We start from the raw sequence: 24,213 nt of genomic DNA, 5'->3' as shown, positions 1-24,213 counted from the left end.
TCCGGTTTTTCCCGTGTTTCAGCTTCTGCCGGCGTTTTGAGGGCTTACGCCAAACCTGGCCCGATAATCACTCGGCGCCAGCCCGGTAATTTTCTTGAAAGTCGCTCGAAAGGCAGACGGATCCTGGTAACCGACGGTCCAGGCGATGTGATCGATGGTGCCATTGGTGAACTCCAGCATTTCCCGGGCCTTGCCAACCCGCAGGTGCTGGCAGTATTCGGTGGGCTTGAGGCCGGTGGCCGCACGAAACCGGCGAAGGAAGGTGCGCTCCTCCAGCCCTGCCTGTTCGGCCATTGCGCCAAGGGAAACATCCACCGCGCCGCTGCGTTGCAACCAGTGCTGTACCTTCAGGATCGCACCATCGCCATGCCCGAGGATCGGCGCAAAATTACTGCCGCACTGGCTCGCGCTGTCGCTGTGTTCGATCACCAGAAATTGCGCGGTGCGCGTGGCGATGCTGGGCCCGAGCAAGCGGTCCACGAGCCGCAGCCCGAGCTCCGACCAGGCCATGAGCCCGGCGGTGGTGATCAGGTCGCCGTCATCGACCATGGGTTTGTCGGCGTCGAGCTTGATCTTCGGATAGCGCGCCGCAAAGGTCTTGGCCGAGGTCCAGTGGGTCGTCGCGCTGCGCCCGTCCAGCAAACCGCTTTCGGCCAGCAGGATCGAGCCGACGCAAACCCCGCCCAGAACCGTGCCGCTGGCGTGCTGCGCCCGGAGCCAATCCATCAGCGGCGGCGTGGCAACGTTTTCATTGAAGCCTGCAATCGATGGCGGGATCAGCAACGCGACCAAGGGCAGGTCCGGACCGGCATCACTGGCAAACACCCGCGACGGCAATTCACCGCCCGCCGTCTGCCAGTGGCTCACGCGCAGCCGCCGCAGTTGCGCACTGGCGTGCTCCGCCGCGATGCCATCCGCCACGGCGAACAGATCGGTCAAACCGTGCACCGCGGCCATTTGCGCGCCGGGGTAGATCAGCACGCCGAGTTCGACGAACGCCCTTTCCTGCGCCATTGTCAGTTTTCCCTCGCTTATTGTCGTTGCGGCCAATTCTCGACCCGGCGGTGAACGCCAATACTGGCGCCCTACCCAACCTGATCGAGGAAGTCCTCATGTCCAAGCAAGCGCTCATCGTAGTCGATATCCAGAACGACTACTTCCCCCAGGGAAAATGGCCCCTGGTCGGTGCCGACACCGCCGCCGATAACGCCGCCCGGTTGATCGCAGCCTTTCGCCAGGCCGGCGACAGCGTGGTGCACATCCGCCACGAATTCACATCCGACGACGCGCCTTTCTTCACCCCAGGCTCCAAAGGCGCACAGTTGCACCCCAAGGTACTCAACCACGCCGAGGAGCCAGTGGTGCTCAAGCACTTCGTCAATTCATTTCGCGAAACCGAACTGCAAGCAATCCTCCAACAGCACGGCATCGAGCGGTTGGTTGTCGTCGGTAGCATGAGCCACATGTGCATCGACGGCATTGCCCGCGCTGCGGCGGACATGGGCTACGAAGTCACGGTGGTGCACGACGCCTGTGCCAGCCGCGACCTGGAATTCAACGGCCTCGTCGTCCCTGCTGCCCATGTCCACGCTGCGTTCATGTCGGCGCTGGGGTTTGCCTATGCGAATGTGGTGAGTACCGAGCAGTTCCTGGCTGTCGGTAGGCCTTAACCACCGAGCAGAAAAAAATCGCGCCTCGGGGACCGAAGCGCGGTTTTTTTCATAGGACCTGCCGTGGTTTTAATGGGTGAGCACTGATTACTTCTTTACTGCGCTCAGCTTCGCTAACTGCTCTTTCAGCACGGAAGCGACCATTGCGAGATCTTTTAGCGCTTTAGCTTCTCTTTGAGCTGCCGCTGCGCCTGCTGATGGGCCATCGGTTCTGGAAGGATCATGAATAATCAAATGCCCGGTAGTGGATTCGACGATGCATTGTAGATCCCAAGTAAAAGACGGCTTTTCGGTTGCATATTCCCTGATGGCCTCCAAATCAGAGACCGTAACGGCCAATTTGGTGGAATCTGTGAAGACTCCTTTTTTCTTCAAGGCCGATACCAGCGTGGACTTTGCCAAGGTCAATTGCTGCATGGTGCTGACCCCACTCAATATCCTTGCGCCTTCTGCCCCCTCCACTTTTTTTGAGAAGAACGCTTTTCTCCCATCATGCTCAAAGACCTCCGAGACCGTCAGCGACCGCACCCCTGACGCTGGTAGATCTTTCATCAATCTTGCCTGACGGGCTACCTCCTGATCCTTGCTGCTGTCTTTTGCAACCGCCATGAAAATATCGGGGTGAGCGTCCAACTGAAATACTCGTTTCTGTCCGCCCACCGCAACCTGCGACAACGTCCCGCCGTTCCTCAACGCTTCAAAGGCCTTGCCGAAAACCGGTACAGCCTCATGATCAGGCGTCAAAGGGGATTTCGCCTGCTGCCGTTCGAGGAGATGGATCGCCAACGCCTCTATCGAGGTGAAACTCTCTTCTTTCGGCTGACGCACGTACTCGCTAAACAGGCCGAGCGCCACCACCAAATGTGCCTGCTCCAGCATGCCCTTCGACTGCAGAGCCTCAGTCAATTGCTGTGCCAGCGCAGCTTCTTCGTAGTCGCCCGGGTCAACGCTGGAGGAGGCCTTTGGCTCGTCGTCAGGTTTGGCAACTCGACGCCCACCGATGAGTAATGTCATACCGTACTTCCTTCCCTGAAGTGATGGCTCCTGCCTCGGAACTCATGAAGGCTCAACGGACGTAAGGCTCGCCTGGCGAGAGTTCCGCACAATGGTCTCAAGTGCAGTTTCAAGCGAAGTGATGCACAGCCCAGACGAGTGAAATGTCAACGAAGGCTGGAAATGACAATGATAGGCCTTCACCCGGTTCCTTGCCCGGAACGACGCGCTCATTCCAACTACGAATGGTAAAGACTCAGAACCGGCTAATTTTCCGAAAAACCTGAAAGCAAAAAAAAAGCGAAGCCAAATCAATGGCTTCGCTTCTCATATTTATCGTTCTGAAAAAGCTGCAGATCAGAACGGAATATCGTCATCAAAGCTGTCGAAATCCGGAGCCGGCTGCGGCGCGGCCTGTTGCGGAGCCGGGCGTTCGCGCTGTGGCTGTGGCGCCGACTGCGGACGAGGGGCTTGCTGACGCGGAGCCGACTGCTGGTAGTTGTTGCCACCTTGCTGCTGGTCGCCTTGCGGCCGGCCGCCGAGCAATTGCATGGTGCCTTGCATGTCGACCACGATTTCGGTGGTGTAGCGCTTGATGCCGTCTTTTTCCCACTCGCGAGTCTGCAGCTTGCCTTCGATGTAGACCTGCGAACCCTTGCGCAGGTATTCGCCGGCAATCTCGGCCACTTTGCCGAACATCGACACGCGGTGCCATTCGGTCTTCTCGACCTTCTGACCGGTTTGCTTGTCGGTCCATTGTTCGCTGGTCGCCAGGCTCAGGTTGGTCACGGCGTTGCCGTTAGGCAGGTAGCGAACTTCTGGATCCTGGCCGCAAGTACCGACCAATATGACTTTGTTAACCCCACGGGCCATAACGTTCTCCTAGGCTTCGCACGCTGCCGGGGCCGGGTTGTTCACCAGGCGCTCAAGCGTCGCACGATCCAATAATTCGGTGTCCAGTTTGATATACACGGCCGCCTCGTCGGCGACCACCACTGCATCGGTTACTCCAACGACGGCCCTGAGGCGCTCGGCCAGGCCTGCTTCGCGGATGGCTTCGGGCGACAACGGCAAGCGCAGGCTCGTCACATACGGAGGTTCGCGCATGGTAACAGCAAAGGCCAACCAAAGTGCAGCCAGCGCGGCACATCCCAGGAACACAACCGACAAACCGCCGTGCTGGAACAACCAGCCGCCGAGGATGCCGCCCAGTGCCGAACCCAGGAATTGGCTGGTGGAATAAACCCCCATCGCCGTGCCCTTGCCGCCCGCCGGTGAAACCTTGCTGATCAACGACGGCAGCGATGCCTCCAGCAGGTTGAACGCGGTGAAGAACACCACAGTGCCGATCACCAAGGCCCGTAGGCTGTCGCCGAACTGCCAGAAGAATAGCTCAGTGAGCATGAGCGTCACGACGGCGCCGAGTAAAACTCGTTTCATTTTGCGTCGCTTTTCGCCATAGATGATGAACGGGATCATCGCGAAGAACGAAATGACCAGTGCCGTCAGGTACACCCACCAATGCTGCTCCTTGGGCAGGCCGGCCTTTTCCACAAGTGCCAGCGGCAGGGCCACGAAGCTGGACATCAGCATGGCATGGAGCACGAAGATGCCCAGGTCCAGGCGCAGCAGGTCAGGATGCTTGAGGGTCGGCACCAACGCCTGGCGGGCCACACCGGATTCGCGGTGCTGCAAAGGCCCCGTGGAGCGCGGCACGATGACCGCAACGATCAGGATACCGACCAATGCCATGGCACCGGTTGCCAGGAACAGGCCTGACAAGCCAAAGGCTCGCGTCAACAACGGTCCTACGACCATGGCGACGGCGAACGACAGACCAATCGTCATGCCGATCATCGCCATGGCTTTTGTCCGGTGCTGTTCGCGGGTCAAGTCTGACAGCAGGGCCATGACGGCGGCGGAAATCGCACCCGCCCCTTGCAGGATCCGGCCGGCAATCACGCCCCAGATCGAGTCCGCGTTCGCCGCGAGCACGCTGCCGAGGGCGAAGACGATGAGGCCAAGATAAATGACCGGACGGCGACCGATACGGTCGGAAATAATGCCAAAGGGAATCTGGAAAATGGCCTGGGTCAGGCCGTAGGCGCCGATCGCCAACCCGATGAGGGCCGGGGTCGCGCCCGCCAGGTCCATGCCATAGGTCGCCAGTACCGGCAACACCATGAACATGCCCAGCATGCGAAAGGCGAACACCAGGGCCAGGCCGCTTGCCGCGCGGGTCTCGCCGCTACTCATGCGTTCGCTGTGGGGATCGTGCATGGAAAAACCTCGTGTGAACCGGCGGGGATTCTACCAGTCCCATCGATTGAGGGGGTATATGGCGACCGTTTGCCGCGCAGTCTTCATGCATGACACTTGATAGTGTGTATCCATCCAGTATTTACCCGTATACTCCTACGTTTTCGACGCCCGCCGAGCGAGGCCATTTTGGACAAGATCCTGATTCGTGGGGCCCGTACCCACAACCTGAAGAACATCGACCTGACCCTGCCCCGGGACAAGCTGATCGTCATCACCGGCCTGTCCGGATCCGGTAAATCATCCCTGGCCTTCGACACCCTGTACGCCGAAGGCCAGCGCCGCTATGTCGAATCGCTGTCGGCCTACGCCCGGCAGTTCCTGTCGATGATGGAAAAACCCGATGTCGACACCATCGAAGGCCTGTCGCCGGCGATCTCCATCGAGCAGAAATCGACTTCCCACAACCCCAGGTCGACGGTCGGCACCATTACCGAGATCTACGACTACCTTCGCCTGCTATATGCGCGGGTCGGTATTCCTCGCTGCCCGGACCACGACATTCCGTTGGAAGCCCAGACCGTCAGCCAGATGGTCGACCTGGTGCTGGCCCAGCCCGAAGGCAGCAAGCTGATGCTCCTGGCGCCGGTCATCCGCGAGCGCAAGGGCGAGCACTTGATGGTCTTCGAAGAGTTGCGCGCCCAAGGCTTCGTACGTGCGCGGGTCAACGGCAAGCTGTGCGAGCTGGACGAACTGCCGAAGCTGGATAAACAGAAGAAGCACTCGATCGATGTGGTGGTGGACCGCTTCAAGGTCCGCGCCGACTTGCAACAGCGCCTGGCCGAATCGTTCGAGACAGCCCTGAAGCTGGCCGACGGCATCGCCCTGGTTGCGCCGATGGACGACGAACCGGGTGAAGAGATGATTTTCTCCGCGCGCTTCGCCTGTCCGATCTGTGGCCATGCCATCAGCGAGCTGGAGCCCAAGCTGTTCTCCTTCAACAACCCGGCCGGCGCGTGCCCGACCTGTGATGGCCTGGGGGTCAAGCAGTTCTTCGACACCAAGCGCCTGGTCAATGGCGAACTGACCTTGGCCGAAGGCGCAATTCGAGGCTGGGACAGGCGTAACGTCTACTATTTCCAGATGCTCGGTTCGCTGGCGGCCCACTATAAGTTCAGCCTGGACAAGCCCTTCAACGAGCTGCCCGCCGAACAGCAGAAGTTCATCCTGCACGGCAGCGGCTCGCAGAACGTCGACTTCAAATACCTGAACGACCGGGGCGATATCGTCAAGCGCTCCCACCCGTTCGAAGGCATCGTGCCCAACCTGGAGCGGCGTTACCGCGAGACCGAGTCAGCCAGCGTGCGCGAAGAACTCGCCAAGTTCCTCAGCACCCAGCCCTGCCCGGATTGCCGTGGCACCCGCTTGCGCCGTGAGGCGCGGCACGTGTGGGTCGGCGAGAAAACCCTGCCGGCGGTAACCAGCCTGCCGATCGGCGACGCCACCGATTACTTCGAGGGAATCAAACTGACGGGGCGCCGGGGCGAAATCGCCGACAAGATCCTCAAGGAGATTCGCGAGCGCTTGCAGTTCCTGGTGAACGTTGGGCTGGACTACCTGACACTCGACCGCAGCGCGGACACCCTGTCCGGCGGCGAAGCCCAGCGTATTCGTCTCGCCAGCCAGATTGGCGCCGGCCTTGTGGGCGTCATGTACATCCTCGATGAGCCGTCCATTGGCCTTCATCAACGGGACAATGACCGGCTGCTCGGAACGCTGAAACACCTGCGGGATATCGGCAACACGGTCATCGTGGTCGAGCACGATGAAGACGCGATCCGCCTGGCCGACTATGTAGTGGACATCGGTCCTGGCGCTGGCGTGCATGGGGGCCATATCGTCGCCCAGGGAACAGCGGCCGAGGTCATGGCGCATCCTGACTCGCTGACAGGCAAATACCTGTCGGGCCGGGTGAAGATCAAGGTCCCGGCCAAGCGTACGCCGCGCAACAAAAAGTTGTCGCTGACCCTCAAGGGCGCCCGCGGCAACAACCTGCGCAACGTCGACCTGGAGATCCCGATCGGCCTGCTGACCTGCGTTACCGGTGTGTCCGGCTCCGGCAAGTCGACACTGATCAACAACACGCTGTTCCCCCTCAGCGCCACGGCCCTGAACGGCGCCACGACCTTGGAAGCTGCCGCTCATGACAGCATCAAGGGCCTGGAGCACCTGGACAAAGTCGTCGACATCGACCAGAGCCCGATTGGCCGCACGCCGCGCTCCAACCCGGCGACTTATACCGGGCTGTTCACCCCGATCCGAGAACTGTTCGCCGGCGTGCCGGAGTCCCGTTCACGGGGCTACGGCCCAGGGCGTTTCTCGTTCAACGTCAAGGGTGGGCGCTGCGAGGCCTGCCAGGGCGATGGCTTGATCAAGGTGGAAATGCACTTCCTGCCTGACATCTACGTGCCATGCGACGTGTGCAAGAGCAAGCGCTACAACCGCGAGACGCTGGAGATCAAGTACAAGGGCAAGAACATCCACGAAACCCTGGAGATGACCATCGAAGAGGCCCGGGTGTTCTTCGACGCGGTACCGGCGCTGGCACGTAAACTCCAGACATTGATGGACGTTGGCCTTTCGTACATCAAGCTCGGGCAGTCGGCGACGACCTTGTCCGGTGGCGAGGCGCAGCGGGTCAAGCTATCCCGCGAGCTGTCCAAGCGCGATACCGGCAAGACCCTGTATATCCTCGACGAGCCGACCACCGGCCTGCACTTCGCCGATATCCAGCAACTGCTCGATGTGCTGCATCGTCTGCGCGATCACGGCAACACCGTAGTGGTTATTGAGCACAACCTGGACGTGATCAAGACCGCTGACTGGCTGGTGGACCTGGGCCCGGAGGGCGGTTCCAAGGGTGGCCAGATCATTGCCGTGGGGACGCCGGAACAAGTGGCCGAGATGAAGCAGTCCCACACTGGGTATTATCTCAAGCCGCTGCTGGAGCGTGATCGGGACTGATTTCCCCAAGCACGAAAAAGCCCCTGGTATCTCAACGAGCCAGGGGCTTTTTGTTTTCCTGTGGAAGCGAGTGCTCCCACAATCGCTGAATCAGAACTGCGACTGCAGGTAATTCTCCAATCCGATCAGCTTGATCAGACCCAACTGCTTTTCAAGCCAGTAAGTATGATCTTCTTCGGTGTCGTTGAGCTGGACGCGCAGGATTTCGCGGGTTACGTAGTCGTTGTGTTGTTCGCACAGCTCAATCCCTTTACACAGCGCAGCGCGGACCTTGTACTCCAAGCGCAAGTCGGCAGCGAGCATGTCGGGCACCGTGGTGCCGATATCCAGGTCGTCCGGACGCATGCGTGGCGTGCCTTCGAGCATCAGGATCCGGCGCATCAATGCATCGGCGTGCTGGGCCTCTTCTTCCATCTCATGGTTGATACGTTCGTAGAGCTCGGTAAAACCCCAATCCTCGTACATCCGCGAATGGATGAAATATTGATCACGGGCCGCCAGTTCGCCGGTCAGCAACGTGTTGAGGTAATCGATTACGTCTGGGTGACCTTGCATCGCCCTACATCTCCACAAGCTTTGAAAGGCTGTAGTTTGAACCAAGCTGACTGCAAGGTCACTCACCGGGCGCAACAAAAGTGAGGAAAATCCAAGAAAAGCAGGTTAAATAACGCAAAAACCGCCCAATTGAGGGCGGTTCTGCTTCTCGTTTAGACTTAGTTAAGCTCTACGCCCAACGCCCTTGCGATACCTTCTCCGTAAGCAGGGTCTGCCTTGAAGAAGTGCTGCAGTTGACGATCAACCACGTCAGCCGACACACCTGCCATTGCACCGGCAATATTGCTGATCAACAGCGCCTTCTGCTCATCATTCATCAAGCGGAACAGCGCGCCTGCGTGGCTGTAGTAATCAGTGTCTTCACGATGATCATAACGATCCGCCGCGCCGCTGAGGGCCAAGGCCGGTTCCGCGTAGCGCGGGGCTTGCTTCGGCGCCTCGACGTAGCTGTTAGGCTCATAGTTTGGAGCCGCGCCGCCGTTGCTGCCAAACGCCATGGCGCCGTCGCGCTGGTAGGTGTTGACCGGGCTACGCGGAGCATTCACCGGCAGTTGCTGGTGATTGGTCCCCACGCGGTAGCGGTGCGCATCGGCGTACGCGAATACCCGGCCTTGGAGCATGCGGTCAGGTGAAAGGCCTACGCCCGGCACCATGTTGCTCGGCCCGAATGCCGCTTGCTCTACTTCGGCAAAGTAGTTCAAGGGATTACGATTGAGTTCGAGCTCACCGACTTCGATCAGCGGGAATTCCTTCTGCGACCAGGTCTTGGTTACATCAAACGGGTTCTCGTAATGGGCTGCGGCCTGGGCCTCGCTCATGATCTGGATGCAGACGCTCCATTTCGGGAAGTCACCGCGCTCGATGGCCTCGAACAAGTCACGCTGGGCGTAATCCGGATCGATACCCGCCAAGCGCGCGGCTTCGGCCGGCGCGAGATTCTTGATGCCTTGCTTGGTCTTGTAGTGCCATTTCACCCAATGACGTTCACCTTGGGCATTGATCAGGCTGTAGGTGTGGCTGCCGAACCCGTGCATATGACGGTAGCCATCAGGAATACCGCGGTCGGAAAACAGAATGGTGACCTGGTGAAGCGCCTCAGGCGAATGCGACCAGAAATCCCACATCGCCTGGGCGCTTTTCAGGTTGCTTTGCGGCAGGCGTTTCTGGGTGTGGATGAAGTCTGGAAACTTCAGCGGGTCACGGATGAAGAATACCGGCGTGTTGTTACCGACGATGTCCCAGTTGCCTTCCTCGGTATAGAACTTCAGGGCAAAGCCGCGCGGATCGCGTTCAGTGTCGGCCGAACCACGCTCGCCGCCCACGGTGGAGAACCGCAGGAAGGTAGGGGTTTGCTTGCCGATCGACTCGAACAGCTTGGCGCTGGTGTATTGGGTGATGTCCCGGGTAACGGTAAAGGTGCCGTAGGCCCCCGACCCTTTGGCGTGCACGCGACGCTCGGGAATGTTTTCACGGTTGAAATGAGCCAGCTTCTCGATCAGGTGGAAATCATCGAGCAGCAACGGGCCGCGAGGGCCTGCGGAGCGAGAGTTCTGGTTATCGGCGACAGGAGCGCCACTGGCGGTCGTAAGCGTTTTGATCTGGCTCATGCTCAATTCTTCCTAGGTCGGTCTTCGGACTGCCGGCTAATCGGCTGGTGAGGAGTATCGACCAACTACATGACGGTCACAAATTCATTAAATTGTGCGCACCAATAGAAATTATCTACCAAGGAACCCAACCTCATATAGTGGCGTTGGCGCCCCACACAAAGCTTGTATGAATAAGCCCTTTTCCTACGCGCACAAAAAACCGGGCACTAGGCCCGGTTCTTCGTTACAGACTGTCGTCTTACTCGGCGCTTACAGCTTCGCCGGCAGTAGCACGATCAACCAACTCGACGTACGCCATAGGCGCGTTGTCGCCAGCGCGGAAACCGCACTTGAGGATGCGCAGGTAGCCACCCTCACGGGTAGCGTAACGCTTGCCCAGGTCGTTGAAGAGCTTACCAACGATAGCTTTCGAACGAGTACGGTCGAAAGCCAGGCGGCGGTTAGCCAGGCTGTCTGTCTTGGCCAGAGTGATCAGCGGCTCAGCAACGCGGCGCAGTTCTTTGGCTTTCGGCAGTGTAGTTTTGATCAGCTCGTGCTCGAACAGCGACACCGCCATGTTTTGGAACATGGCCTTGCGGTGCGAGCTGGTGCGGCTCAGGTGACGACCACTTTTACGATGACGCATGGTTCATTCCTTACCAAACACAACGTTCGGTGATTACGACGATCAGGCAGTCGCCTTGTCGTCCTTCTTAAGACTTGCAGGCGGCCAGTTGTCGAGGCGCATGCCGAGGGACAGACCGCGGGAGGCCAGAACGTCCTTGATTTCAGTCAAGGATTTCTTGCCAAGGTTCGGAGTCTTCAACAGCTCTACTTCGGTACGCTGAATCAGGTCGCCGATGTAGTAGATGTTTTCCGCCTTAAGGCAGTTAGCCGAACGTACAGTCAGTTCCAGATCGTCAACCGGGCGAAGCAGGATCGGATCGATCTCGTCTTCCTGCTCGACAACCACTGGCTCACTGTCCCCTTTGAGGTCGACGAACGCAGCCAACTGCTGTTGCAGGATGGTTGCAGCGCGGCGGATAGCCTCTTCAGGATCCAGGGTACCGTTGGTTTCCAGATCAATAACCAGCTTGTCCAGGTTGGTACGCTGTTCGACACGGGCGTTTTCCACCACGTATGCGATACGGCGAACCGGGCTGAACGAAGAGTCAAGCTGCAAGCGACCGATGCTGCGGCTTTCGTCTTCATCGCTCTGACGCGAGTCTGCCGGTTCATAACCACGACCACGAGCTACGGTGAGCTTCATGTTCAGGGCGCCGTTAGACGCCAGGTTAGCGATTACGTGATCGGGGTTAACGATCTCGACATCATGATCCAGCTGAATATCGGCAGCGGTAACCACCCCCGAACCCTTCTTCGACAAGGTCAGCGTAACTTCGTCACGACCGTGCAGCTTGATAGCCAGACCTTTAAGGTTCAACAGGATTTCAATTACGTCTTCCTGTACACCTTCGATGGCGCTGTACTCGTGGAGCACACCGTCAATCTCGGCCTCGACTACTGCACAGCCGGGCATTGAGGACAACAGGATGCGGCGCAGCGCGTTGCCCAGGGTGTGGCCGAAACCACGCTCGAGAGGCTCGAGTGTGATCTTGGCGCGGGTTGGACTGACAACCTGCACATCAATATGGCGGGGTGTCAGGAACTCATTTACCGAAATCTGCATGGATGCACCTATTTTCTAGCCCTTACTTGGAGTAGAGCTCGACAATCAGGCTTTCGTTGATGTCGGCGGACAGATCACTGCGAGCTGGAACGTTTTTGAAAACGCCCGACTTCTTCTCAGTGTCTACTTCTACCCATTCTACGCGGCCACGTTGGGCACACAGATCGAGAGCTTGGACAATGCGAAGCTGGTTCTTTGCTTTCTCGCGAACAGCGACCACGTCACCAGCACGAACCTGGTAGGACGGAACGTTCACGGTCTGGCCGTTAACGCTGATCGACTTGTGCGATACCAGCTGACGGGATTCGGCACGAGTAGAACCGAAACCCATACGGTATACGACGTTGTCCAGGCGGCATTCGAGCAGTTGCAGCAGGTTTTCGCCGGTTGCACCTTTCTTGCCAGCAGCTTCTTTGTAGTAGCCGCTGAACTGACGCTCGAGAACGCCGTAGATACGACGGACCTTCTGCTTTTCACGCAGTTGGGTGCCGTAGTCGGACTGGCGGCCGCGGCGTTGGCCGTGGATACCAGGTGCTGCTTCGATGTTGCACTTCGATTCGATCGCGCGCACGCCGCTCTTCAGGAAGAGATCGGTGCCTTCGCGACGAGCGAGTTTGCATTTTGGACCAATGTAACGAGCCATTCTTTACAATCTCCTGGATTACACGCGGCGCTTCTTCGGCGGACGGCACCCGTTGTGCGGGATTGGCGTCACGTCGGTGATGCTGGCGATCTTGTAGCCACAGCCGTTCAAAGCGCGGACTGCGGATTCACGACCTGGACCTGGACCTTTGACGTTGACGTCGAGGTTTTTCAGGCCGTATTCCAGCGCAGCTTGACCAGCACGCTCAGCAGCTACTTGAGCAGCGAACGGGGTGGACTTGCGGGAACCGCGGAAACCCGAACCACCGGAGGTAGCCCAGGAAAGAGCGTTACCTTGACGGTCGGTAATGGTCACGATGGTGTTGTTAAAAGAAGCATGGATGTGGGCGATGCCATCAACCACTGTCTTTTTAACTTTTTTACGAGGACGAGCAGCAGGTTTTGCCATGATTAAATTCCTGTCGATTCGCTGGGGCGATTACTTGCGGATCGGCTTACGCGGACCTTTACGGGTACGCGCGTTGGTCTTGGTACGCTGACCGCGTACTGGAAGACCACGACGATGACGCAGACCGCGATAGCAACCGAGGTCCATCAAGCGCTTGATTTTCATGTTGATTTCGCGACGCAGGTCACCTTCAGTGGTGAACTTCGCCACTTCGCCACGCAGCTGTTCAATTTGCTCGTCGCTCAGATCCTTGATCTTTGCGGCTGGGTTGACCCCAGTCTCTGCACAAATTTTCTGTGCAGTAGTGCGACCAACACCATAGATGTAGGTCAGCGAGATAACAGTATGCTTGTTATCTGGAATGTTAACGCCTGCAATACGGGCCATTCAGTGGGACTCCAATTGACAGCTACCTACGCCCCGGAAGCCAAGAAATAGGGCGCGAGATAATATCGCTGTAATAACAAATAATCAACCCGGCAGCGCACTAGCTGCCGGGCTTAAAGCACAATCACACTCAGCCTTGGCGCTGTTTGTGACGCGGTTCCGCGCTGCAAATTACCCGAACAACACCTTCGCGGCGAATAATCTTGCAGTTGCGGCACAGCTTTTTCACCGATGCACGAACTTTCATCACCAACTCCTCGAACCTTATGGACGCTACTCAGCGCAACATGCCGCTGCCGTAGCCCTTCAGGTTGGCTTTCTTCATCAGGGATTCGTACTGGTGCGAAACGAGGTGCGATTGTACTTGGGACATGAAGTCCATCACAACCACGACCACGATCAGCAACGAGGTCCCGCCAAGGTAGAACGGAACGTTTGCCGCAACCACCAGGAACTGGGGAAGCAAGCAGACGGCCGTCATGTAAAGAGCACCGAACAAGGTCAAACGAGTCAGAACGCCATCAATGTAGCGCGCCGACTGCTCACCAGGACGGATACCCGGAATAAAGGCACCGGACTTCTTCAGGTTTTCCGCTACGTCTTTCGGATTGAACATCAACGCCGTATAGAAGAAGCAGAAGAAAATAATCCCTGCACTAAACAGCAGAATATTCAACGGCTGACCAGGAGCGATCGACTGCGAGATGTCCTGCAACCAGCCCATACCTTCAGACTGGCCGAACCAGGCACCCAACGAAGCCGGGAACAGCAAGATGCTGCTCGCGAAAATGGCCGGAATAACGCCGGCCATGTTCACCTTTAACGGCAAGTGGCTAGTCTGCGCAGCAAACACCTTGCGGCCCTGCTGACGCTTGGCGTAGTGAACAGCAATACGACGCTGACCACGCTCGATGAACACCACGAAACCGATAATCGCTACTGCCAGCAAACCGATGGCAACCAGAGCAAAGATGTTGATATCGCCCTGACGCGCAGACTCGAAAGACTGCCCAATCGCTCTCGGAAGACCGGCGACGATACCTGCGAAGATCAACATCGAGATACCGTTGCCAACACCACGCTCAGTAATCTGCTCACCCAGCCACATCATGAACATCGCGCCTGCCACAAACGTGGTTACCGCAACGAAATGGAAGCCAAAGTCACCAGTGAACGCTACGCCCTGCCCCGCCAGACCGATGGACATGCCAACAGCCTGGACGAGAGCGAGGACGACAGTGAGGTAGCGGGTGTACTGGCTGATCTTGCGACGGCCAGCTTCACCTTCCTTCTTCAACTGCTCCAGCTGCGGACTGACAGCGGACATCAGCTGCATGATGATCGATGCCGAAATGTACGGCATGATTCCCAGTGCAAAGATACTCATCCGCTCCAGCGCGCCGCCGGAAAACATGTTGAACAAGCTAAGAATGGTCCCCTCATTCTGTCGAAACAGGTCCGCGAGTCGGTCCGGGTTGATACCTGGAACCGGGATGTGTGCGCCTATTCGGTAGACGATAATCGCCAGGAACAGAAAACGCAGACGAGCCCAGAGTTCAGACATACCGCCTTTGCCGAGCGCAGAGAGAGCACCTTGCTTAGCCATTTATTCCTCGAACTTGCCGCCAGCTGCTTCGATAGCCGCACGCGCACCTTTGGTGGCGCCGATTCCCTTTCCGATGGTGACAGCACGAGCAACTTCGCCCGACAGCATGATTTTCACACGCTGTACGTTCTGGTTGATCACGTTGGCATCCTTCAGGGACTGCACGGTGACGATGTCGCCGTCCACTTTGGCCAGCTCGGACAGACGCACTTCTGCGCGGTCCATGGCTTTCAGGGAAACGAAACCGAACTTCGGCAGGCGACGATGCAGCGGCTGTTGACCGCCTTCAAAGCCTGGAGCAATGGTGCCACCGGAGCGGGAGGTCTGACCCTTGTGGCCACGGCCACCGGTCTTGCCCAAACCACTACCGATACCACGGCCCGGACGATGCTTTTCGCGACGGGAACCCGGCGCTGGACTCAGATCATTGAGTTTCATCGATTAACCCTCGACACGCAGCATGTAGTAAGCCTTGTTGATCATCCCGCGATTCTCGGGAGTATCCAGGACTTCTACAGTGTGACCGATGCGACGCAGACCCAGACCCTTAACGCACAGTTTGTGGTTAGGGATGCGGCCGGTCATGCTTTTGATCAGCGTAACTTTTACGGTAGCCATGATCAGAAGATCTCCTTGACGCTTTTGCCACGCTTGGCGGCAATGGATTCAGGAGACTGCATTGCTTTCAAACCCTTGAAAGTGGCGTGAACCACGTTTACCGGGTTAGTCGAGCCGTAGCACTTGGCCAGAACGTTCTGAACGCCAGCAACTTCGAGGACAGCACGCATAGCGCCGCCAGCGATGATACCGGTACCTTCAGAAGCAGGCTGCATGTACACCTTCGAAGCGCCATGGGCGGACTTCATTGCGTACTGCAGGGTGGTGCCGTTCAGATCAACCTGGATCATGTTGCGGCGAGCAGCTTCCATTGCCTTCTGGATCGCAGCAGGCACTTCACGCGACTTGCCACGGCCGAAGCCAACACGCCCTTTACCATCACCAACCACGGTCAACGCGGTGAAAGTGAAGATACGGCCGCCTTTAACGGTTTTGGCTACGCGGTTAACTTGAACCAGCTTCTCGATGTAGCCTTCGTCGCGCTTTTGGTCGTTATTTGACATAACTTAGAACTCCAGCCCAGCTTCACGAGCAGCATCAGCCAGCGCCTTGACGCGGCCGTGGTACTTGAAGCCAGAGCGGTCGAAAGCCACCTGCGAGACGCCAGCGGCTTTAGCACGCGTAGCGACCAGCTGGCCAACCTTAGTGGCCGCGTCGATGTTGCCAGTGGCGCCATCACGCAGTTCTTTATCCAAAGTCGAGGCACTTGCCAGGACTTTGTTGCCGTCGGCCGAAATGACCTGGGCGTAGATGTGCTGCGACGAGCGGAACACGCAGAGACGCACGACTTCGAGTTCGTGCATTTTCAGGCGTGCTTTGCGAGCGCGACGCAGTCGAGTAACTTTTTTGTCGGTCATTTGCTATGCCCTACTTCTTCTTGGCTTCTTTACGACGGACGACTTCGTCCGCGTAGCGCACACCTTTGCCTTTGTACGGCTCTGGTGGACGGAAGTCGCGGATCTCGGCGGCCACTTGACCTACCAGCTGCTTGTCGATGCCCTTGATCAGGATATCGGTCTGGCTAGGAGTCTCAGCGGTGATGCCTTCCGGCAGTTCATAATCCACTGGGTGCGAGAAGCCAAGAGCCAGGTTCAGCACTGTGCCTTTTGCTTGCGCTTTGTAACCAACACCGACCAGCTGGAGCTTGCGCTCGAAGCCTTGGCTTACGCCTTGGACCATGTTGTTTACCAACGCACGAGTGGTACCAGCCATTGCGCGAGTCTGTTGATCGCCATTGCGAGCAGCGAAACGCAGCTCACCAGCTTCTTCAACGATCTCAACGGACGAATGGATGTTCAGTTGCAGAGTGCCCTTGGCACCCTTCACCGAAAGCTGTTGGCCTGCGAATTTGACTTCGACACCGGCTGGCAGCTTAACGGGGTTCTTAGCGACGCGTGACATGCTTATCCCCCCTTAGAACACAGTGCAAAGAACTTCGCCGCCGACACCGGCAGCGCGCGCAGCACGATCCGTCATCACACCTTTGTTGGTGGAGACGATAGACACGCCCAGGCCGCCACGAACTTTTGGCAGATCCTCAACGGACTTGTACTGACGCAGGCCAGGACGGCTAACGCGCTTCACTTCCTCGATGACCGGACGGCCTTCGAAGTACTTCAGCTCGATGGACAGCAGAGGCTTGATTTCGCTGCTGATCTGATAACCCGCAATGTAACCTTCGTCCTTCAGGACTTTGGCAACAGCTACCTTCAACGTGGAAGATGGCATGCTTACGACGGACTTTTCAGCCATCTGGGCATTACGGATACGAGTTAGCATGTCCGCTAACGGGTCCTGCATACTCATGGGCTAGACGCTCCTAATACACAAAAAATTAGCCTTTCGGCTAGTACGTATCGCCGAGCGCATCCGCGCAATAAAAACACGGGCTCAGGCGAGCCGGGTATTCTAGACACACCCCAGAAATGAATCAAGCCCCAAAAGGGGCTTGATTCATTTTCAAGGTCACCGATCGTCAGGATCTCTCGACCCCGAACATCGTGACATTGACAGTGCTTACCAGCTGGCTTTGACCAGACCTGGAACGTCACCACGCATTGCAGCTTGACGCAGCATGTTACGACCGAGGCCGAACTTGCGGTACACGCCGTGCGGACGACCAGTCAGGCGGCAGCGGTTACGCATGCGCGAGGCGCTGGCGTCACGTGGCTGCTTCTGCAGTGCTACGGTAGCTTCCCAACGCGCTTCTGGACTTGCGTTCAGATCAACGATGATAGCTTTCAGCGCTGCACGCTTGGTGGCGTACTTGGCAACGGTGAGCTGACGCTTCAGCTCACGGTTCTTCATGCTCTTCTTGGCCATTTTCCTACTCCAATCAGTTGCGGAACGGGAATTTGAAAGCGCGCAGCAGTGCGCGACCTTCGTCATCCGTCCGAGCAGTGGTGGTCAGGGTAATGTCCAGACCGCGGAGAGCGTCGATCTTGTCGTAATCGATTTCCGGGAAAATGATCTGCTCTTTCACGCCCATGCTGTAGTTGCCGCGACCATCGAAGGACTTGGCATTCAGGCCGCGGAAGTCGCGAACCCGAGGCAGGGAGATCGACAGCAGACGATCCAGGAACTCATACATACGCTCACGGCGCAGGGTCACTTTGACACCGATCGGCCAACCTTCACGGACTTTAAAGCCAGCGATGGATTTCCGAGCGTAAGTCACAACGACTTTCTGACCGGTGATCTTTTCCAGGTCGGCAACTGCGTGCTCGATGACTTTTTTGTCGCCGATCGCTTCGCCCAGACCCATGTTCAGGGTGATTTTGGTAACGCGCGGAACTTCCATCACGTTCGAAAGCTTAAGTTCTTCCTTAAGTTTCGGTGCGATTTCCTTCCGGTAAATCTCTTTTAGTCGTGCCATGGTCTTCTACCTAGCAGTGTTCAAGCATCAACCGCTTTTTGGGTCGACTTGAAGACACGAATTTTCTTACCGTCTTCTACTTTGAAACCAACGCGGTCAGCCTTGTTGGTTTCGCCGTTGAAGATGGCGACGTTGGAAGCGTGCAGTGGCGCTTCTTTCTCGACGATACCGCCCTGTACGCCCGACATCGGGTTAGGCTTGGTATGACGCTTGACCAGGTTCAGACCACCAACAACCAGACGGTTGTCAGCAAGAACCTTCAGCACCTTACCGCGCTTACCCTTGTCCTTGCCGGCGATCACGATGATCTCGTCGTCACGACGAATCTTTTGCATGTCGGATCTCCTTACAGCACTTCTGGGGCGAGCGAGACGATCTTCATGAACTTCTCAGTACGAAGTTCACGGGTCACTGGCCCAAAGATACGGGTGCCGATTGGCTCTTGCTTGTTGTTCAACAGAACAGCAGCGTTGCCATCAAAGCGGATGATGGAGCCGTCAGCACGACGAACACCGTGGCGAGTGCGGACTACTACAGCAGTCATCACTTGGCCTTTCTTCACCTTACCGCGAGGAATTGCTTCCTTGACGGTAACTTTGATGATGTCACCGATACCAGCGTAACGACGATGGGAGCCACCCAGCACCTTGATGCACATAACGCGGCGAGCGCCGCTGTTATCGGCCACATCGAGCATGGATTGAGTCTGAATCATATAATTTCTCCGACCCCTAGCCCTTAGACTTCCACAGCGCGTTCGAGAACATCAACCAGCGCCCAAGACTTGGTCTTGGCCATCGGACGAGTTTCACGAATAGTGACTTTGTCGCCGATGTGGCACTGATTGGTTTCGTCGTGCGCGTGCAGCTTAGTCGAACGCTTAACGTATTTACCGTAGATCGGGTGCTTAACGCGACGCTCGATCAGAACGGTGATGGTTTTGTCCATCTTGTCGCTGACAACACGGCCAGTCAGCGTACGGACAGTTTTTTCGGCTTCAGCCATGATCACTTACCTGCCTGCTGGTTGAGCACAGTTTTCACGCGAGCGATGTCACGCTTAACTTGCGAGAGCAGATGAGACTGCCCCAACTGGCCAGTTGCCTTCTGCATACGCAGATTGAACTGGTCGCGCAGCAGGCCGAGCAGTTGCTCGTTCAGCTGCTGTGCTGATTTTTCACGAAGTTCATTCGCTTTCATCACATCACCGTCCGTTTAACAAAGGAGGTGGCGAGCGGCAGCTTTGCAGCAGCCAGGGCGAAAGCCTCACGCGCCAGCTCTTCAGAAACACCCTCGATTTCATACAGGACTTTGCCTGGCTGAATCTGGGCAACCCAGTATTCCACGTTACCCTTACCTTTACCCATCCGAACTTCGAGTGGCTTTTTGGTGACAGGCTTGTCCGGGAACACACGGATCCAGATCTTGCCGCCACGTTTTACGTGACGGGTCAGAGCACGACGCGCTGACTCGATCTGACGAGCGGTGAGACGACCACGAGCAACAGACTTCAGCGCGAACTCGCCGAAGCTGACTTTGCTACCGCGCAATGCCAGGCCACGGTTGTGACCGGTCATCTGCTTGCGGAACTTCGTACGCTTTGGTTGCAACATTTGGCGTACCCCTTACTTAGCAGCTTTTTTACGAGGCGCTGGTGCTTGTGGCTTCAGTTCTTCTTGGCGACCACCAATTACTTCGCCTTTGAAGATCCAAACCTTTACACCGATCACACCGTAGGTGGTGTGAGCTTCGTAGTTGGCATAGTCGATGTCGGCACGCAGGGTGTGCAGTGGCACACGACCTTCGCGATACCATTCAGTACGTGCGATTTCAGCACCGCCGAGACGACCGCTCACTTGGATTTTGATGCCTTTGGCACCAATGCGCATTGCGTTCTGTACAGCGCGCTTCATAGCGCGACGGAACATTACACGGCGCTCCAGCTGCTGAGCTACGCTCTGCGCAACCAGCATACCGTCGAGTTCCGGCTTGCGGATCTCTTCGATATTGATGTGCACAGGCACACCCATTTGCTTGGTCAGGTCCTGACGCAGTTTCTCAACATCTTCACCTTTCTTCCCGATAACGATACCTGGGCGAGCGGTGTGGATGGTGATACGTGCAGTCTGAGCCGGACGATGGATATCGATACGGCTGACGGACGCGCTTTTTAGTTTGTCTTGGAGATACTCACGCACCTTCAGATCAGCGAACAAATAGTCCGCATAAGTCCGACCGTCTGCGTACCAGACGGAGGTGTGCTCCTTGACGATTCCCAGGCGAATGCCAATGGGATGTACTTTCTGACCCATCTCTTCGACTCCGTTACTTGTCAGCAACCTTGACAGTGATATGGCAAGACCGCTTGACGATGCGATCAGCACGGCCTTTGGCACGTGGCATGATGCGCTTCAGCGAACGCCCTTCGTTGACGAAAACGGTGCTGACCTTCAGGTCATCAACGTCTGCGCCTTCGTTATGCTCTGCGTTGGCTACGGCCGACTCCAGCACTTTTTTCATGATCTCGGCGGCTTTCTTACTGCTGAAAGCCAACAGGTTGAGCGCTTCGCCCACCTTCTTCCCGCGGATCTGGTCGGCGACCAAGCGGGCTTTCTGGGCGGAGATTCGAGCGCCCGACAACTTAGCGGCTACTTCCATTTCCTTACCCCTTAACGCTTGGCTTTCTTGTCAGCCACGTGCCCACGGTATGTGCGGGTACCGGCGAACTCGCCCAGTTTGTGGCCGACCATGTCTTCGTTCACGAGAACTGGGACGTGCTGGCGACCGTTGTGTACAGCGATGGTCAGACCGACCATTTGTGGCAGGATCATCGAACGACGCGACCAGGTCTTAACTGGTTTGCGATCGTTCTTTTCCGCCGCCACTTCGATCTTCTTCAGTAGGTGAAGATCAATAAAAGGACCTTTTTTCAGAGAACGTGGCACTGTCGTATCCCTCTATTTACTTGCGACGACGGACGATCATTTTGTCGGTACGCTTATTACCACGAGTCTTCGCGCCCTTAGTCGGGAAGCCCCATGGCGATACCGGATGACGACCACCAGAGGTACGACCTTCACCACCACCATGTGGGTGGTCAACCGGGTTCATGGCAACACCACGAACGGTTGGGCGAACGCCACGCCAGCGCTTGGCACCAGCTTTACCCAACGAACGCAGGCTGTGCTCGGAGTTCGAGACTTCGCCCAGGGTCGCACGGCATTCAGCCAGTACTTTACGCATCTCACCAGAACGCAGACGCAGGGTCACGTAGACACCTTCACGAGCGATCAGCTGAGCCGAAGCACCAGCGGAACGAGCGATCTGTGCGCCTTTACCTGGCTTCAATTCGATGCCGTGTACGGTGCTACCAACTGGAATGTTACGCAGTTGCAGAGCGTTGCCCGGCTTGATCGGTGCCAAGGCACCTGCGATCAGCTGGTCGCCAGCGCTCACGCCTTTAGGGGCGATGATGTAGCGACGCTCGCCATCTGCGTACAGCAGCAGAGCGATGTGAGCAGTACGGTTTGGATCGTATTCGATACGCTCGACGGTGGCAGCGATGCCATCCTTGTCGTTGCGACGGAAGTCGACCAGACGGTAATGCTGCTTATGACCACCACCGATGTGACGAGTGGTAATACGGCCATTGTTGTTACGACCACCAGACTTCGATTTTTTCTCGAGCAGCGGTGCGTGAGGAGCGCCTTTATGCAGCTCCTGGTTGACCACCTTGACCACAAAACGGCGGCCAGGGGAAGTCGGTTTGCATTTAACGATTGCCATGATGCACCCCTTCCTTACTCAGCACTGCTGCTGAAATCGAGATCTTGGCCTGGCTGAAGGGAGATAACTGCCTTCTTCCAGTCATTACGCTTGCCCAGACCGCGAGCAGTGCGCTTGCTCTTACCCAGAACATTCAGGGTAGTAACGCGCTCTACTTTCACGCTGAACAGGCTTTCGACGGCCTTCTTGATTTCCAGCTTGGTTGCATCGGTTGCAACCTTGAAAACGAACTGGCCTTTCTTGTCTGCCAGAACCGTAGCCTTCTCGGAAACGTGCGGGCCAAGCAGAACTTTAAATACGCGTTCCTGGTTCATCCCAGCAGCTCCTCGAATTTCTTCACGGCCGACACGGTGATCAACACCTTGTCGTATGCGATCAGACTGACCGGATCGGAACCCTGCACGTCACGAACATCGACGTGTGGCAGGTTGCGAGCAGCCAGGTACAGGTTCTGATCAACAGCGTCAGACACGATCAGGACGTCAGTCAGACCCATGCCATTCAGCTTGTTCAGCAGATCTTTGGTTTTCGGTGCTTCAACAGCGAAGTCCTGAACCACGACCAGACGATCAGTACGCACCAGCTCAGCAAGGATGGAACGCATTGCTGCGCGATACATCTTCTTGTTCAGCTTCTGGGAGTGATCCTGAGGACGAGCTGCGAAAGTGGTACCGCCGCCACGCCAGATTGGGCTACGGATAGTACCGGCACGAGCACGGCCAGTACCTTTCTGACGCCATGGGCGCTTACCGCCACCAGAAACGTCGGAACGGGTCTTTTGCTGCTTGCTACCCTGACGGCCGCCGGCCATGTAGGCCACGACTGCTTGGTGAACCAGCGTCTCGTTGAATTCGCCGCCAAATGTCAGTTCGGAAACTTCGATCGCTTGAGCGTCATTTACATTTAATTGCATGTCAGCTTCCCCTTAACCGCGAGCCTTGGCTGCTGGACGTACAACCAAGTTGCCGCCAGTAGCGCCAGGAACAGCGCCCTTGACCAACAACAGATTGCGTTCAGCGTCCACGCGCACTACTTCGAGGGACTGCACGGTCACGCGCTCAGCGCCCATATGACCGGACATTTTCTTGCCCTTGAATACACGACCAGGAGTCTGGCACTGGCCGATAGAGCCTGGAACGCGGTGGGATACGGAGTTACCGTGGGTGTTATCTTGCCCGCGGAAGTTCCAACGCTTGATCGTACCCTGGAAGCCTTTACCTTTGGACTGACCGGTTACATCAACCAGTTGACCAGCGGCGAAGATTTCAGCGTTGATCAGATCGCCGGCCTGGTACTCGCCTTCTTCAAGGCGGAATTCCATTACGGTACGACCAGCGGCTACGTTCGCCTTGGCGAAGTGGCCAGCCTGAGCTGCTGTTACACGCGAAGCGCGACGCTCGCCGACAGTGACTTGCACTGCACGATAGCCATCGGTCTCTTCAGTTTTGAACTGGGTGACGCGATTCGGCTCGATCTCAATGACCGTGACCGGAATGGAGACACCTTCTTCGGTGAAAATACGGGTCATACCGCATTTACGACCGACTACACCAATAGTCATGTTGTAAACCTCATGAGTGTACGGGGCTTTCACCCGCTATGGCCGCCCATTTCAGAGCGTTACACGACTAAGACCGAGTCTTAGCCGAGGCTGATCTGCACTTCCACACCGGCCGCAAGATCGAGCTTCATAAGAGCATCAACGGTTTTATCCGTTGGCTGGACGATGTCCAGAACGCGCTTATGAGTACGGATCTCGTACTGGTCGCGCGCGTCTTTGTTGACGTGCGGGGAGACCAGAACGGTGAACCGCTCTTTACGGGTAGGCAGTGGAATTGGACCACGCACTTGAGCACCAGTACGTTTCGCGGTTTCCACGATTTCCTGGGTGGATTGGTCGATCAGGCGATGGTCAAAAGCCTTCAACCTGATACGGATTTGCTGATTTTGCATTGGATTTCAGACTCCGGCTGCTATTCCCACCGGGCGCAATACGCCCGTTAAAAGGAGGCGCAATTCTATAGACGCCCCTGATAGGTGTCAACCTAATAAAAAAGCCCCCGCTAAGCGGGGGCTTTCCTGTTCATCGAGCCGACTCTGGAAGAGTCTTA

The 24,213-nt window shown here is 57.0% G+C and carries 36 protein-coding genes; 2 read left to right on the top strand and 34 right to left on the bottom strand.

The window, feature by feature from the left end; translation table 11 throughout:
- Window positions 1–18: 18 nt before the first annotated feature.
- Window positions 19–1,014, bottom strand: a complete 996-nt coding sequence (locus JZ00_RS28120; RefSeq protein ID WP_039594466.1) for a GlxA family transcriptional regulator — start codon at window positions 1,012–1,014, stop codon at window positions 19–21.
- Between the two features lie 98 nt (window positions 1,015–1,112).
- On the opposite strand from JZ00_RS28120, the gene JZ00_RS28115 reads away from it, so the two are divergent.
- On the top strand, window positions 1,113–1,670 hold the full coding sequence (locus JZ00_RS28115) for a cysteine hydrolase family protein (protein WP_039594465.1): 558 nt from the start codon (window positions 1,113–1,115) through the stop codon (window positions 1,668–1,670).
- Window positions 1,671–1,757: 87 nt separating this feature from the next.
- Here JZ00_RS28115 and JZ00_RS28110 read toward each other — a convergent pair whose 3' ends face one another.
- From JZ00_RS28110 to JZ00_RS28100, 3 genes are all read right to left on the bottom strand, one after another.
- Window positions 1,758–2,684: a hypothetical protein gene (locus JZ00_RS28110; protein ID WP_039594464.1), complete on the bottom strand. Its 927-nt coding sequence runs from the start codon at window positions 2,682–2,684 to the stop codon at window positions 1,758–1,760.
- A gap of 336 nt (window positions 2,685–3,020) precedes the next feature.
- Entirely contained in the window at window positions 3,021–3,536 is a 516-nt protein-coding gene (locus tag JZ00_RS28105; protein ID WP_024778338.1) for a single-stranded DNA-binding protein, read from the bottom strand.
- 9 nt (window positions 3,537–3,545) lie between these two features.
- Complete coding sequence (locus tag JZ00_RS28100) at window positions 3,546–4,943, bottom strand: MFS transporter (protein ID WP_039594463.1); 1,398 nt, start codon at window positions 4,941–4,943, stop codon at window positions 3,546–3,548.
- Between the two features lie 168 nt (window positions 4,944–5,111).
- On the opposite strand from JZ00_RS28100, the gene uvrA reads away from it, so the two are divergent.
- Window positions 5,112–7,946, top strand: a complete 2,835-nt coding sequence (gene uvrA / locus JZ00_RS28095; protein ID WP_039594462.1) for an excinuclease ABC subunit UvrA — start codon at window positions 5,112–5,114, stop codon at window positions 7,944–7,946.
- Between the two features lie 90 nt (window positions 7,947–8,036).
- On the opposite strand, the gene bfr is transcribed toward uvrA, so the two are convergent.
- The 30 genes from bfr to rpsJ all read right to left on the bottom strand — a co-directional run bounded on the left by bfr (window position 8,037) and on the right by rpsJ (window position 24,055).
- On the bottom strand, window positions 8,037–8,501 hold the full coding sequence (bfr, locus tag JZ00_RS28090; protein ID WP_024778335.1) for a bacterioferritin: 465 nt from the start codon (window positions 8,499–8,501) through the stop codon (window positions 8,037–8,039).
- 158 nt (window positions 8,502–8,659) lie between these two features.
- Entirely contained in the window at window positions 8,660–10,108 is a 1,449-nt protein-coding gene (locus tag JZ00_RS28085; RefSeq protein WP_039594461.1) for a catalase, read from the bottom strand.
- A 241-nt stretch (window positions 10,109–10,349) separates the two neighbouring features.
- Entirely contained in the window at window positions 10,350–10,736 is a 387-nt protein-coding gene (gene rplQ, locus JZ00_RS28080; protein ID WP_003176402.1) for a 50S ribosomal protein L17, read from the bottom strand.
- 42 nt (window positions 10,737–10,778) lie between these two features.
- Complete coding sequence (locus tag JZ00_RS28075; protein WP_003186012.1) at window positions 10,779–11,780, bottom strand: DNA-directed RNA polymerase subunit alpha; 1,002 nt, start codon at window positions 11,778–11,780, stop codon at window positions 10,779–10,781.
- A 22-nt stretch (window positions 11,781–11,802) separates the two neighbouring features.
- Window positions 11,803–12,423 carry a 30S ribosomal protein S4 gene (gene rpsD, locus JZ00_RS28070; protein WP_003176404.1) on the bottom strand — a complete coding sequence of 207 codons (621 nt, stop codon included), beginning with the start codon at window positions 12,421–12,423 and terminating at the stop codon, window positions 11,803–11,805.
- An 18-nt stretch (window positions 12,424–12,441) separates the two neighbouring features.
- Window positions 12,442–12,831: a 30S ribosomal protein S11 gene (gene rpsK / locus JZ00_RS28065; RefSeq protein WP_002555466.1), complete on the bottom strand. Its 390-nt coding sequence runs from the start codon at window positions 12,829–12,831 to the stop codon at window positions 12,442–12,444.
- A gap of 30 nt (window positions 12,832–12,861) precedes the next feature.
- On the bottom strand, window positions 12,862–13,218 hold the full coding sequence (gene rpsM, locus JZ00_RS28060; RefSeq protein WP_009045849.1) for a 30S ribosomal protein S13: 357 nt from the start codon (window positions 13,216–13,218) through the stop codon (window positions 12,862–12,864).
- A gap of 130 nt (window positions 13,219–13,348) precedes the next feature.
- The gene (rpmJ, locus tag JZ00_RS28055) at window positions 13,349–13,465 is read right to left on the bottom strand and encodes a 50S ribosomal protein L36 (RefSeq protein WP_002555468.1); all 117 of its coding nucleotides are present in this window, start codon (window positions 13,463–13,465) and stop codon (window positions 13,349–13,351) included.
- 30 nt (window positions 13,466–13,495) lie between these two features.
- Window positions 13,496–14,824, bottom strand: coding sequence for a preprotein translocase subunit SecY (secY, locus tag JZ00_RS28050; RefSeq protein ID WP_018612224.1), 1,329 nt, complete (start codon window positions 14,822–14,824; stop codon window positions 13,496–13,498).
- Window positions 14,825–15,262 carry a 50S ribosomal protein L15 gene (rplO, locus tag JZ00_RS28045; RefSeq protein ID WP_003186032.1) on the bottom strand — a complete coding sequence of 146 codons (438 nt, stop codon included), beginning with the start codon at window positions 15,260–15,262 and terminating at the stop codon, window positions 14,825–14,827.
- Window positions 15,263–15,265: 3 nt separating this feature from the next.
- Window positions 15,266–15,442, bottom strand: a complete 177-nt coding sequence (gene rpmD, locus JZ00_RS28040) for a 50S ribosomal protein L30 (protein WP_003186033.1) — start codon at window positions 15,440–15,442, stop codon at window positions 15,266–15,268.
- A gap of 2 nt (window positions 15,443–15,444) precedes the next feature.
- Entirely contained in the window at window positions 15,445–15,945 is a 501-nt protein-coding gene (gene rpsE / locus JZ00_RS28035) for a 30S ribosomal protein S5 (protein ID WP_003186035.1), read from the bottom strand.
- Window positions 15,946–15,948: 3 nt separating this feature from the next.
- Complete coding sequence (gene rplR / locus JZ00_RS28030; RefSeq protein WP_003186037.1) at window positions 15,949–16,299, bottom strand: 50S ribosomal protein L18; 351 nt, start codon at window positions 16,297–16,299, stop codon at window positions 15,949–15,951.
- 10 nt (window positions 16,300–16,309) lie between these two features.
- A complete protein-coding gene (rplF, locus tag JZ00_RS28025) occupies window positions 16,310–16,843 on the bottom strand; it encodes a 50S ribosomal protein L6 (RefSeq protein WP_003186039.1) in 534 nt (177 codons plus the stop codon).
- Between the two features lie 12 nt (window positions 16,844–16,855).
- The gene (gene rpsH, locus JZ00_RS28020; RefSeq protein ID WP_017848802.1) at window positions 16,856–17,248 is read right to left on the bottom strand and encodes a 30S ribosomal protein S8; all 393 of its coding nucleotides are present in this window, start codon (window positions 17,246–17,248) and stop codon (window positions 16,856–16,858) included.
- Window positions 17,249–17,458: 210 nt separating this feature from the next.
- Window positions 17,459–17,764, bottom strand: coding sequence for a 30S ribosomal protein S14 (gene rpsN / locus JZ00_RS28015; RefSeq protein WP_003186042.1), 306 nt, complete (start codon window positions 17,762–17,764; stop codon window positions 17,459–17,461).
- 13 nt (window positions 17,765–17,777) lie between these two features.
- Window positions 17,778–18,317, bottom strand: coding sequence for a 50S ribosomal protein L5 (rplE, locus tag JZ00_RS28010; protein ID WP_003186044.1), 540 nt, complete (start codon window positions 18,315–18,317; stop codon window positions 17,778–17,780).
- A gap of 20 nt (window positions 18,318–18,337) precedes the next feature.
- Window positions 18,338–18,652 carry a 50S ribosomal protein L24 gene (gene rplX / locus JZ00_RS28005; RefSeq protein ID WP_003186046.1) on the bottom strand — a complete coding sequence of 105 codons (315 nt, stop codon included), beginning with the start codon at window positions 18,650–18,652 and terminating at the stop codon, window positions 18,338–18,340.
- A gap of 11 nt (window positions 18,653–18,663) precedes the next feature.
- Complete coding sequence (gene rplN, locus JZ00_RS28000) at window positions 18,664–19,032, bottom strand: 50S ribosomal protein L14 (protein ID WP_002555479.1); 369 nt, start codon at window positions 19,030–19,032, stop codon at window positions 18,664–18,666.
- Window positions 19,033–19,055: 23 nt separating this feature from the next.
- Window positions 19,056–19,322 (bottom strand): 30S ribosomal protein S17, encoded by a 267-nt coding sequence (rpsQ, locus tag JZ00_RS27995; RefSeq protein WP_003194644.1) that lies wholly within the window; start codon window positions 19,320–19,322, stop codon window positions 19,056–19,058.
- 2 nt (window positions 19,323–19,324) lie between these two features.
- The gene (rpmC, locus tag JZ00_RS27990) at window positions 19,325–19,516 is read right to left on the bottom strand and encodes a 50S ribosomal protein L29 (RefSeq protein WP_002555481.1); all 192 of its coding nucleotides are present in this window, start codon (window positions 19,514–19,516) and stop codon (window positions 19,325–19,327) included.
- Window positions 19,516–19,929 carry a 50S ribosomal protein L16 gene (rplP, locus tag JZ00_RS27985; protein WP_003186052.1) on the bottom strand — a complete coding sequence of 138 codons (414 nt, stop codon included), beginning with the start codon at window positions 19,927–19,929 and terminating at the stop codon, window positions 19,516–19,518. Before rplP ends, rpmC begins: the two co-directional genes overlap by 1 nt.
- 12 nt (window positions 19,930–19,941) lie before the next feature.
- On the bottom strand, window positions 19,942–20,628 hold the full coding sequence (gene rpsC, locus JZ00_RS27980) for a 30S ribosomal protein S3 (protein ID WP_003176422.1): 687 nt from the start codon (window positions 20,626–20,628) through the stop codon (window positions 19,942–19,944).
- 13 nt (window positions 20,629–20,641) lie between these two features.
- Window positions 20,642–20,974, bottom strand: a complete 333-nt coding sequence (gene rplV / locus JZ00_RS27975) for a 50S ribosomal protein L22 (protein ID WP_003103908.1) — start codon at window positions 20,972–20,974, stop codon at window positions 20,642–20,644.
- A gap of 11 nt (window positions 20,975–20,985) precedes the next feature.
- Window positions 20,986–21,261 carry a 30S ribosomal protein S19 gene (rpsS, locus tag JZ00_RS27970; protein WP_002555486.1) on the bottom strand — a complete coding sequence of 92 codons (276 nt, stop codon included), beginning with the start codon at window positions 21,259–21,261 and terminating at the stop codon, window positions 20,986–20,988.
- A gap of 16 nt (window positions 21,262–21,277) precedes the next feature.
- Window positions 21,278–22,102 (bottom strand): 50S ribosomal protein L2, encoded by an 825-nt coding sequence (gene rplB / locus JZ00_RS27965; RefSeq protein WP_003186055.1) that lies wholly within the window; start codon window positions 22,100–22,102, stop codon window positions 21,278–21,280.
- A 14-nt stretch (window positions 22,103–22,116) separates the two neighbouring features.
- Window positions 22,117–22,416 carry a 50S ribosomal protein L23 gene (rplW, locus tag JZ00_RS27960; RefSeq protein WP_002555488.1) on the bottom strand — a complete coding sequence of 100 codons (300 nt, stop codon included), beginning with the start codon at window positions 22,414–22,416 and terminating at the stop codon, window positions 22,117–22,119.
- On the bottom strand, window positions 22,413–23,015 hold the full coding sequence (gene rplD, locus JZ00_RS27955; RefSeq protein WP_003186057.1) for a 50S ribosomal protein L4: 603 nt from the start codon (window positions 23,013–23,015) through the stop codon (window positions 22,413–22,415). Before rplD ends, rplW begins: the two co-directional genes overlap by 4 nt.
- Before the next feature lie 12 nt (window positions 23,016–23,027).
- A complete protein-coding gene (gene rplC / locus JZ00_RS27950; RefSeq protein ID WP_003186059.1) occupies window positions 23,028–23,663 on the bottom strand; it encodes a 50S ribosomal protein L3 in 636 nt (211 codons plus the stop codon).
- Window positions 23,664–23,743: 80 nt separating this feature from the next.
- Window positions 23,744–24,055 carry a 30S ribosomal protein S10 gene (gene rpsJ / locus JZ00_RS27945; RefSeq protein ID WP_003186070.1) on the bottom strand — a complete coding sequence of 104 codons (312 nt, stop codon included), beginning with the start codon at window positions 24,053–24,055 and terminating at the stop codon, window positions 23,744–23,746.
- Window positions 24,056–24,213 lie beyond the last annotated feature (158 nt).

The organism is Pseudomonas frederiksbergensis (genome assembly GCF_000802155.2).
GTDB classification, from domain to species: domain Bacteria; phylum Pseudomonadota; class Gammaproteobacteria; order Pseudomonadales; family Pseudomonadaceae; genus Aquipseudomonas; species Aquipseudomonas frederiksbergensis_A.
This window is presented reverse-complemented; position numbering and strand designations above follow the sequence as displayed.

Bases quoted from the DNA above. Each gene is read 5' to 3' on its own strand.
- JZ00_RS28120 (WP_039594466.1), bottom strand. From the start codon at position 1,014: ATGGCGCAGGAAAGGGCGTTCGTCGAACTCGGCGTGCTGATCTACCCC.
- JZ00_RS28115 (WP_039594465.1), top strand. From the start codon at position 1,113: ATGTCCAAGCAAGCGCTCATCGTAGTCGATATCCAGAACGACTACTTC.
- JZ00_RS28110 (WP_039594464.1), bottom strand. From the start codon at position 2,684: ATGACATTACTCATCGGTGGGCGTCGAGTTGCCAAACCTGACGACGAG.
- JZ00_RS28105 (WP_024778338.1), bottom strand. From the start codon at position 3,536: ATGGCCCGTGGGGTTAACAAAGTCATATTGGTCGGTACTTGCGGCCAG.
- JZ00_RS28100 (WP_039594463.1), bottom strand. From the start codon at position 4,943: ATGCACGATCCCCACAGCGAACGCATGAGTAGCGGCGAGACCCGCGCG.
- bfr (WP_024778335.1), bottom strand. From the start codon at position 8,501: ATGCAAGGTCACCCAGACGTAATCGATTACCTCAACACGTTGCTGACC.
- JZ00_RS28085 (WP_039594461.1), bottom strand. From the start codon at position 10,108: ATGAGCCAGATCAAAACGCTTACGACCGCCAGTGGCGCTCCTGTCGCC.
- rplQ (WP_003176402.1), bottom strand. From the start codon at position 10,736: ATGCGTCATCGTAAAAGTGGTCGTCACCTGAGCCGCACCAGCTCGCAC.
- JZ00_RS28075 (WP_003186012.1), bottom strand. From the start codon at position 11,780: ATGCAGATTTCGGTAAATGAGTTCCTGACACCCCGCCATATTGATGTG.
- rpsD (WP_003176404.1), bottom strand. From the start codon at position 12,423: ATGGCTCGTTACATTGGTCCAAAATGCAAACTCGCTCGTCGCGAAGGC.
- rpsK (WP_002555466.1), bottom strand. From the start codon at position 12,831: ATGGCAAAACCTGCTGCTCGTCCTCGTAAAAAAGTTAAAAAGACAGTG.
- rpsM (WP_009045849.1), bottom strand. From the start codon at position 13,218: ATGGCCCGTATTGCAGGCGTTAACATTCCAGATAACAAGCATACTGTT.
- rpmJ (WP_002555468.1), bottom strand. From the start codon at position 13,465: ATGAAAGTTCGTGCATCGGTGAAAAAGCTGTGCCGCAACTGCAAGATT.
- secY (WP_018612224.1), bottom strand. From the start codon at position 14,824: ATGGCTAAGCAAGGTGCTCTCTCTGCGCTCGGCAAAGGCGGTATGTCT.
- rplO (WP_003186032.1), bottom strand. From the start codon at position 15,262: ATGAAACTCAATGATCTGAGTCCAGCGCCGGGTTCCCGTCGCGAAAAG.
- rpmD (WP_003186033.1), bottom strand. From the start codon at position 15,442: ATGGCTACCGTAAAAGTTACGCTGATCAAAAGCATGACCGGCCGCATC.
- rpsE (WP_003186035.1), bottom strand. From the start codon at position 15,945: ATGTCAAATAACGACCAAAAGCGCGACGAAGGCTACATCGAGAAGCTG.
- rplR (WP_003186037.1), bottom strand. From the start codon at position 16,299: ATGACCGACAAAAAAGTTACTCGACTGCGTCGCGCTCGCAAAGCACGC.
- rplF (WP_003186039.1), bottom strand. From the start codon at position 16,843: ATGTCACGCGTCGCTAAGAACCCCGTTAAGCTGCCAGCCGGTGTCGAA.
- rpsH (WP_017848802.1), bottom strand. From the start codon at position 17,248: ATGAGTATGCAGGACCCGTTAGCGGACATGCTAACTCGTATCCGTAAT.
- rpsN (WP_003186042.1), bottom strand. From the start codon at position 17,764: ATGGCCAAGAAGAGCATGAAGAACCGTGAGCTGAAGCGTCAGCTCACC.
- rplE (WP_003186044.1), bottom strand. From the start codon at position 18,317: ATGGCACGACTAAAAGAGATTTACCGGAAGGAAATCGCACCGAAACTT.
- rplX (WP_003186046.1), bottom strand. From the start codon at position 18,652: ATGCAAAAGATTCGTCGTGACGACGAGATCATCGTGATCGCCGGCAAG.
- rplN (WP_002555479.1), bottom strand. From the start codon at position 19,032: ATGATTCAGACTCAATCCATGCTCGATGTGGCCGATAACAGCGGCGCT.
- rpsQ (WP_003194644.1), bottom strand. From the start codon at position 19,322: ATGGCTGAAGCCGAAAAAACTGTCCGTACGCTGACTGGCCGTGTTGTC.
- rpmC (WP_002555481.1), bottom strand. From the start codon at position 19,516: ATGAAAGCGAATGAACTTCGTGAAAAATCAGCACAGCAGCTGAACGAG.
- rplP (WP_003186052.1), bottom strand. From the start codon at position 19,929: ATGTTGCAACCAAAGCGTACGAAGTTCCGCAAGCAGATGACCGGTCAC.
- rpsC (WP_003176422.1), bottom strand. From the start codon at position 20,628: ATGGGTCAGAAAGTACATCCCATTGGCATTCGCCTGGGAATCGTCAAG.
- rplV (WP_003103908.1), bottom strand. From the start codon at position 20,974: ATGGAAGTAGCCGCTAAGTTGTCGGGCGCTCGAATCTCCGCCCAGAAA.
- rplB (WP_003186055.1), bottom strand. From the start codon at position 22,102: ATGGCAATCGTTAAATGCAAACCGACTTCCCCTGGCCGCCGTTTTGTG.
- rplW (WP_002555488.1), bottom strand. From the start codon at position 22,416: ATGAACCAGGAACGCGTATTTAAAGTTCTGCTTGGCCCGCACGTTTCC.
- rplD (WP_003186057.1), bottom strand. From the start codon at position 23,015: ATGCAATTAAATGTAAATGACGCTCAAGCGATCGAAGTTTCCGAACTG.
- rplC (WP_003186059.1), bottom strand. From the start codon at position 23,663: ATGACTATTGGTGTAGTCGGTCGTAAATGCGGTATGACCCGTATTTTC.
- rpsJ (WP_003186070.1), bottom strand. From the start codon at position 24,055: ATGCAAAATCAGCAAATCCGTATCAGGTTGAAGGCTTTTGACCATCGC.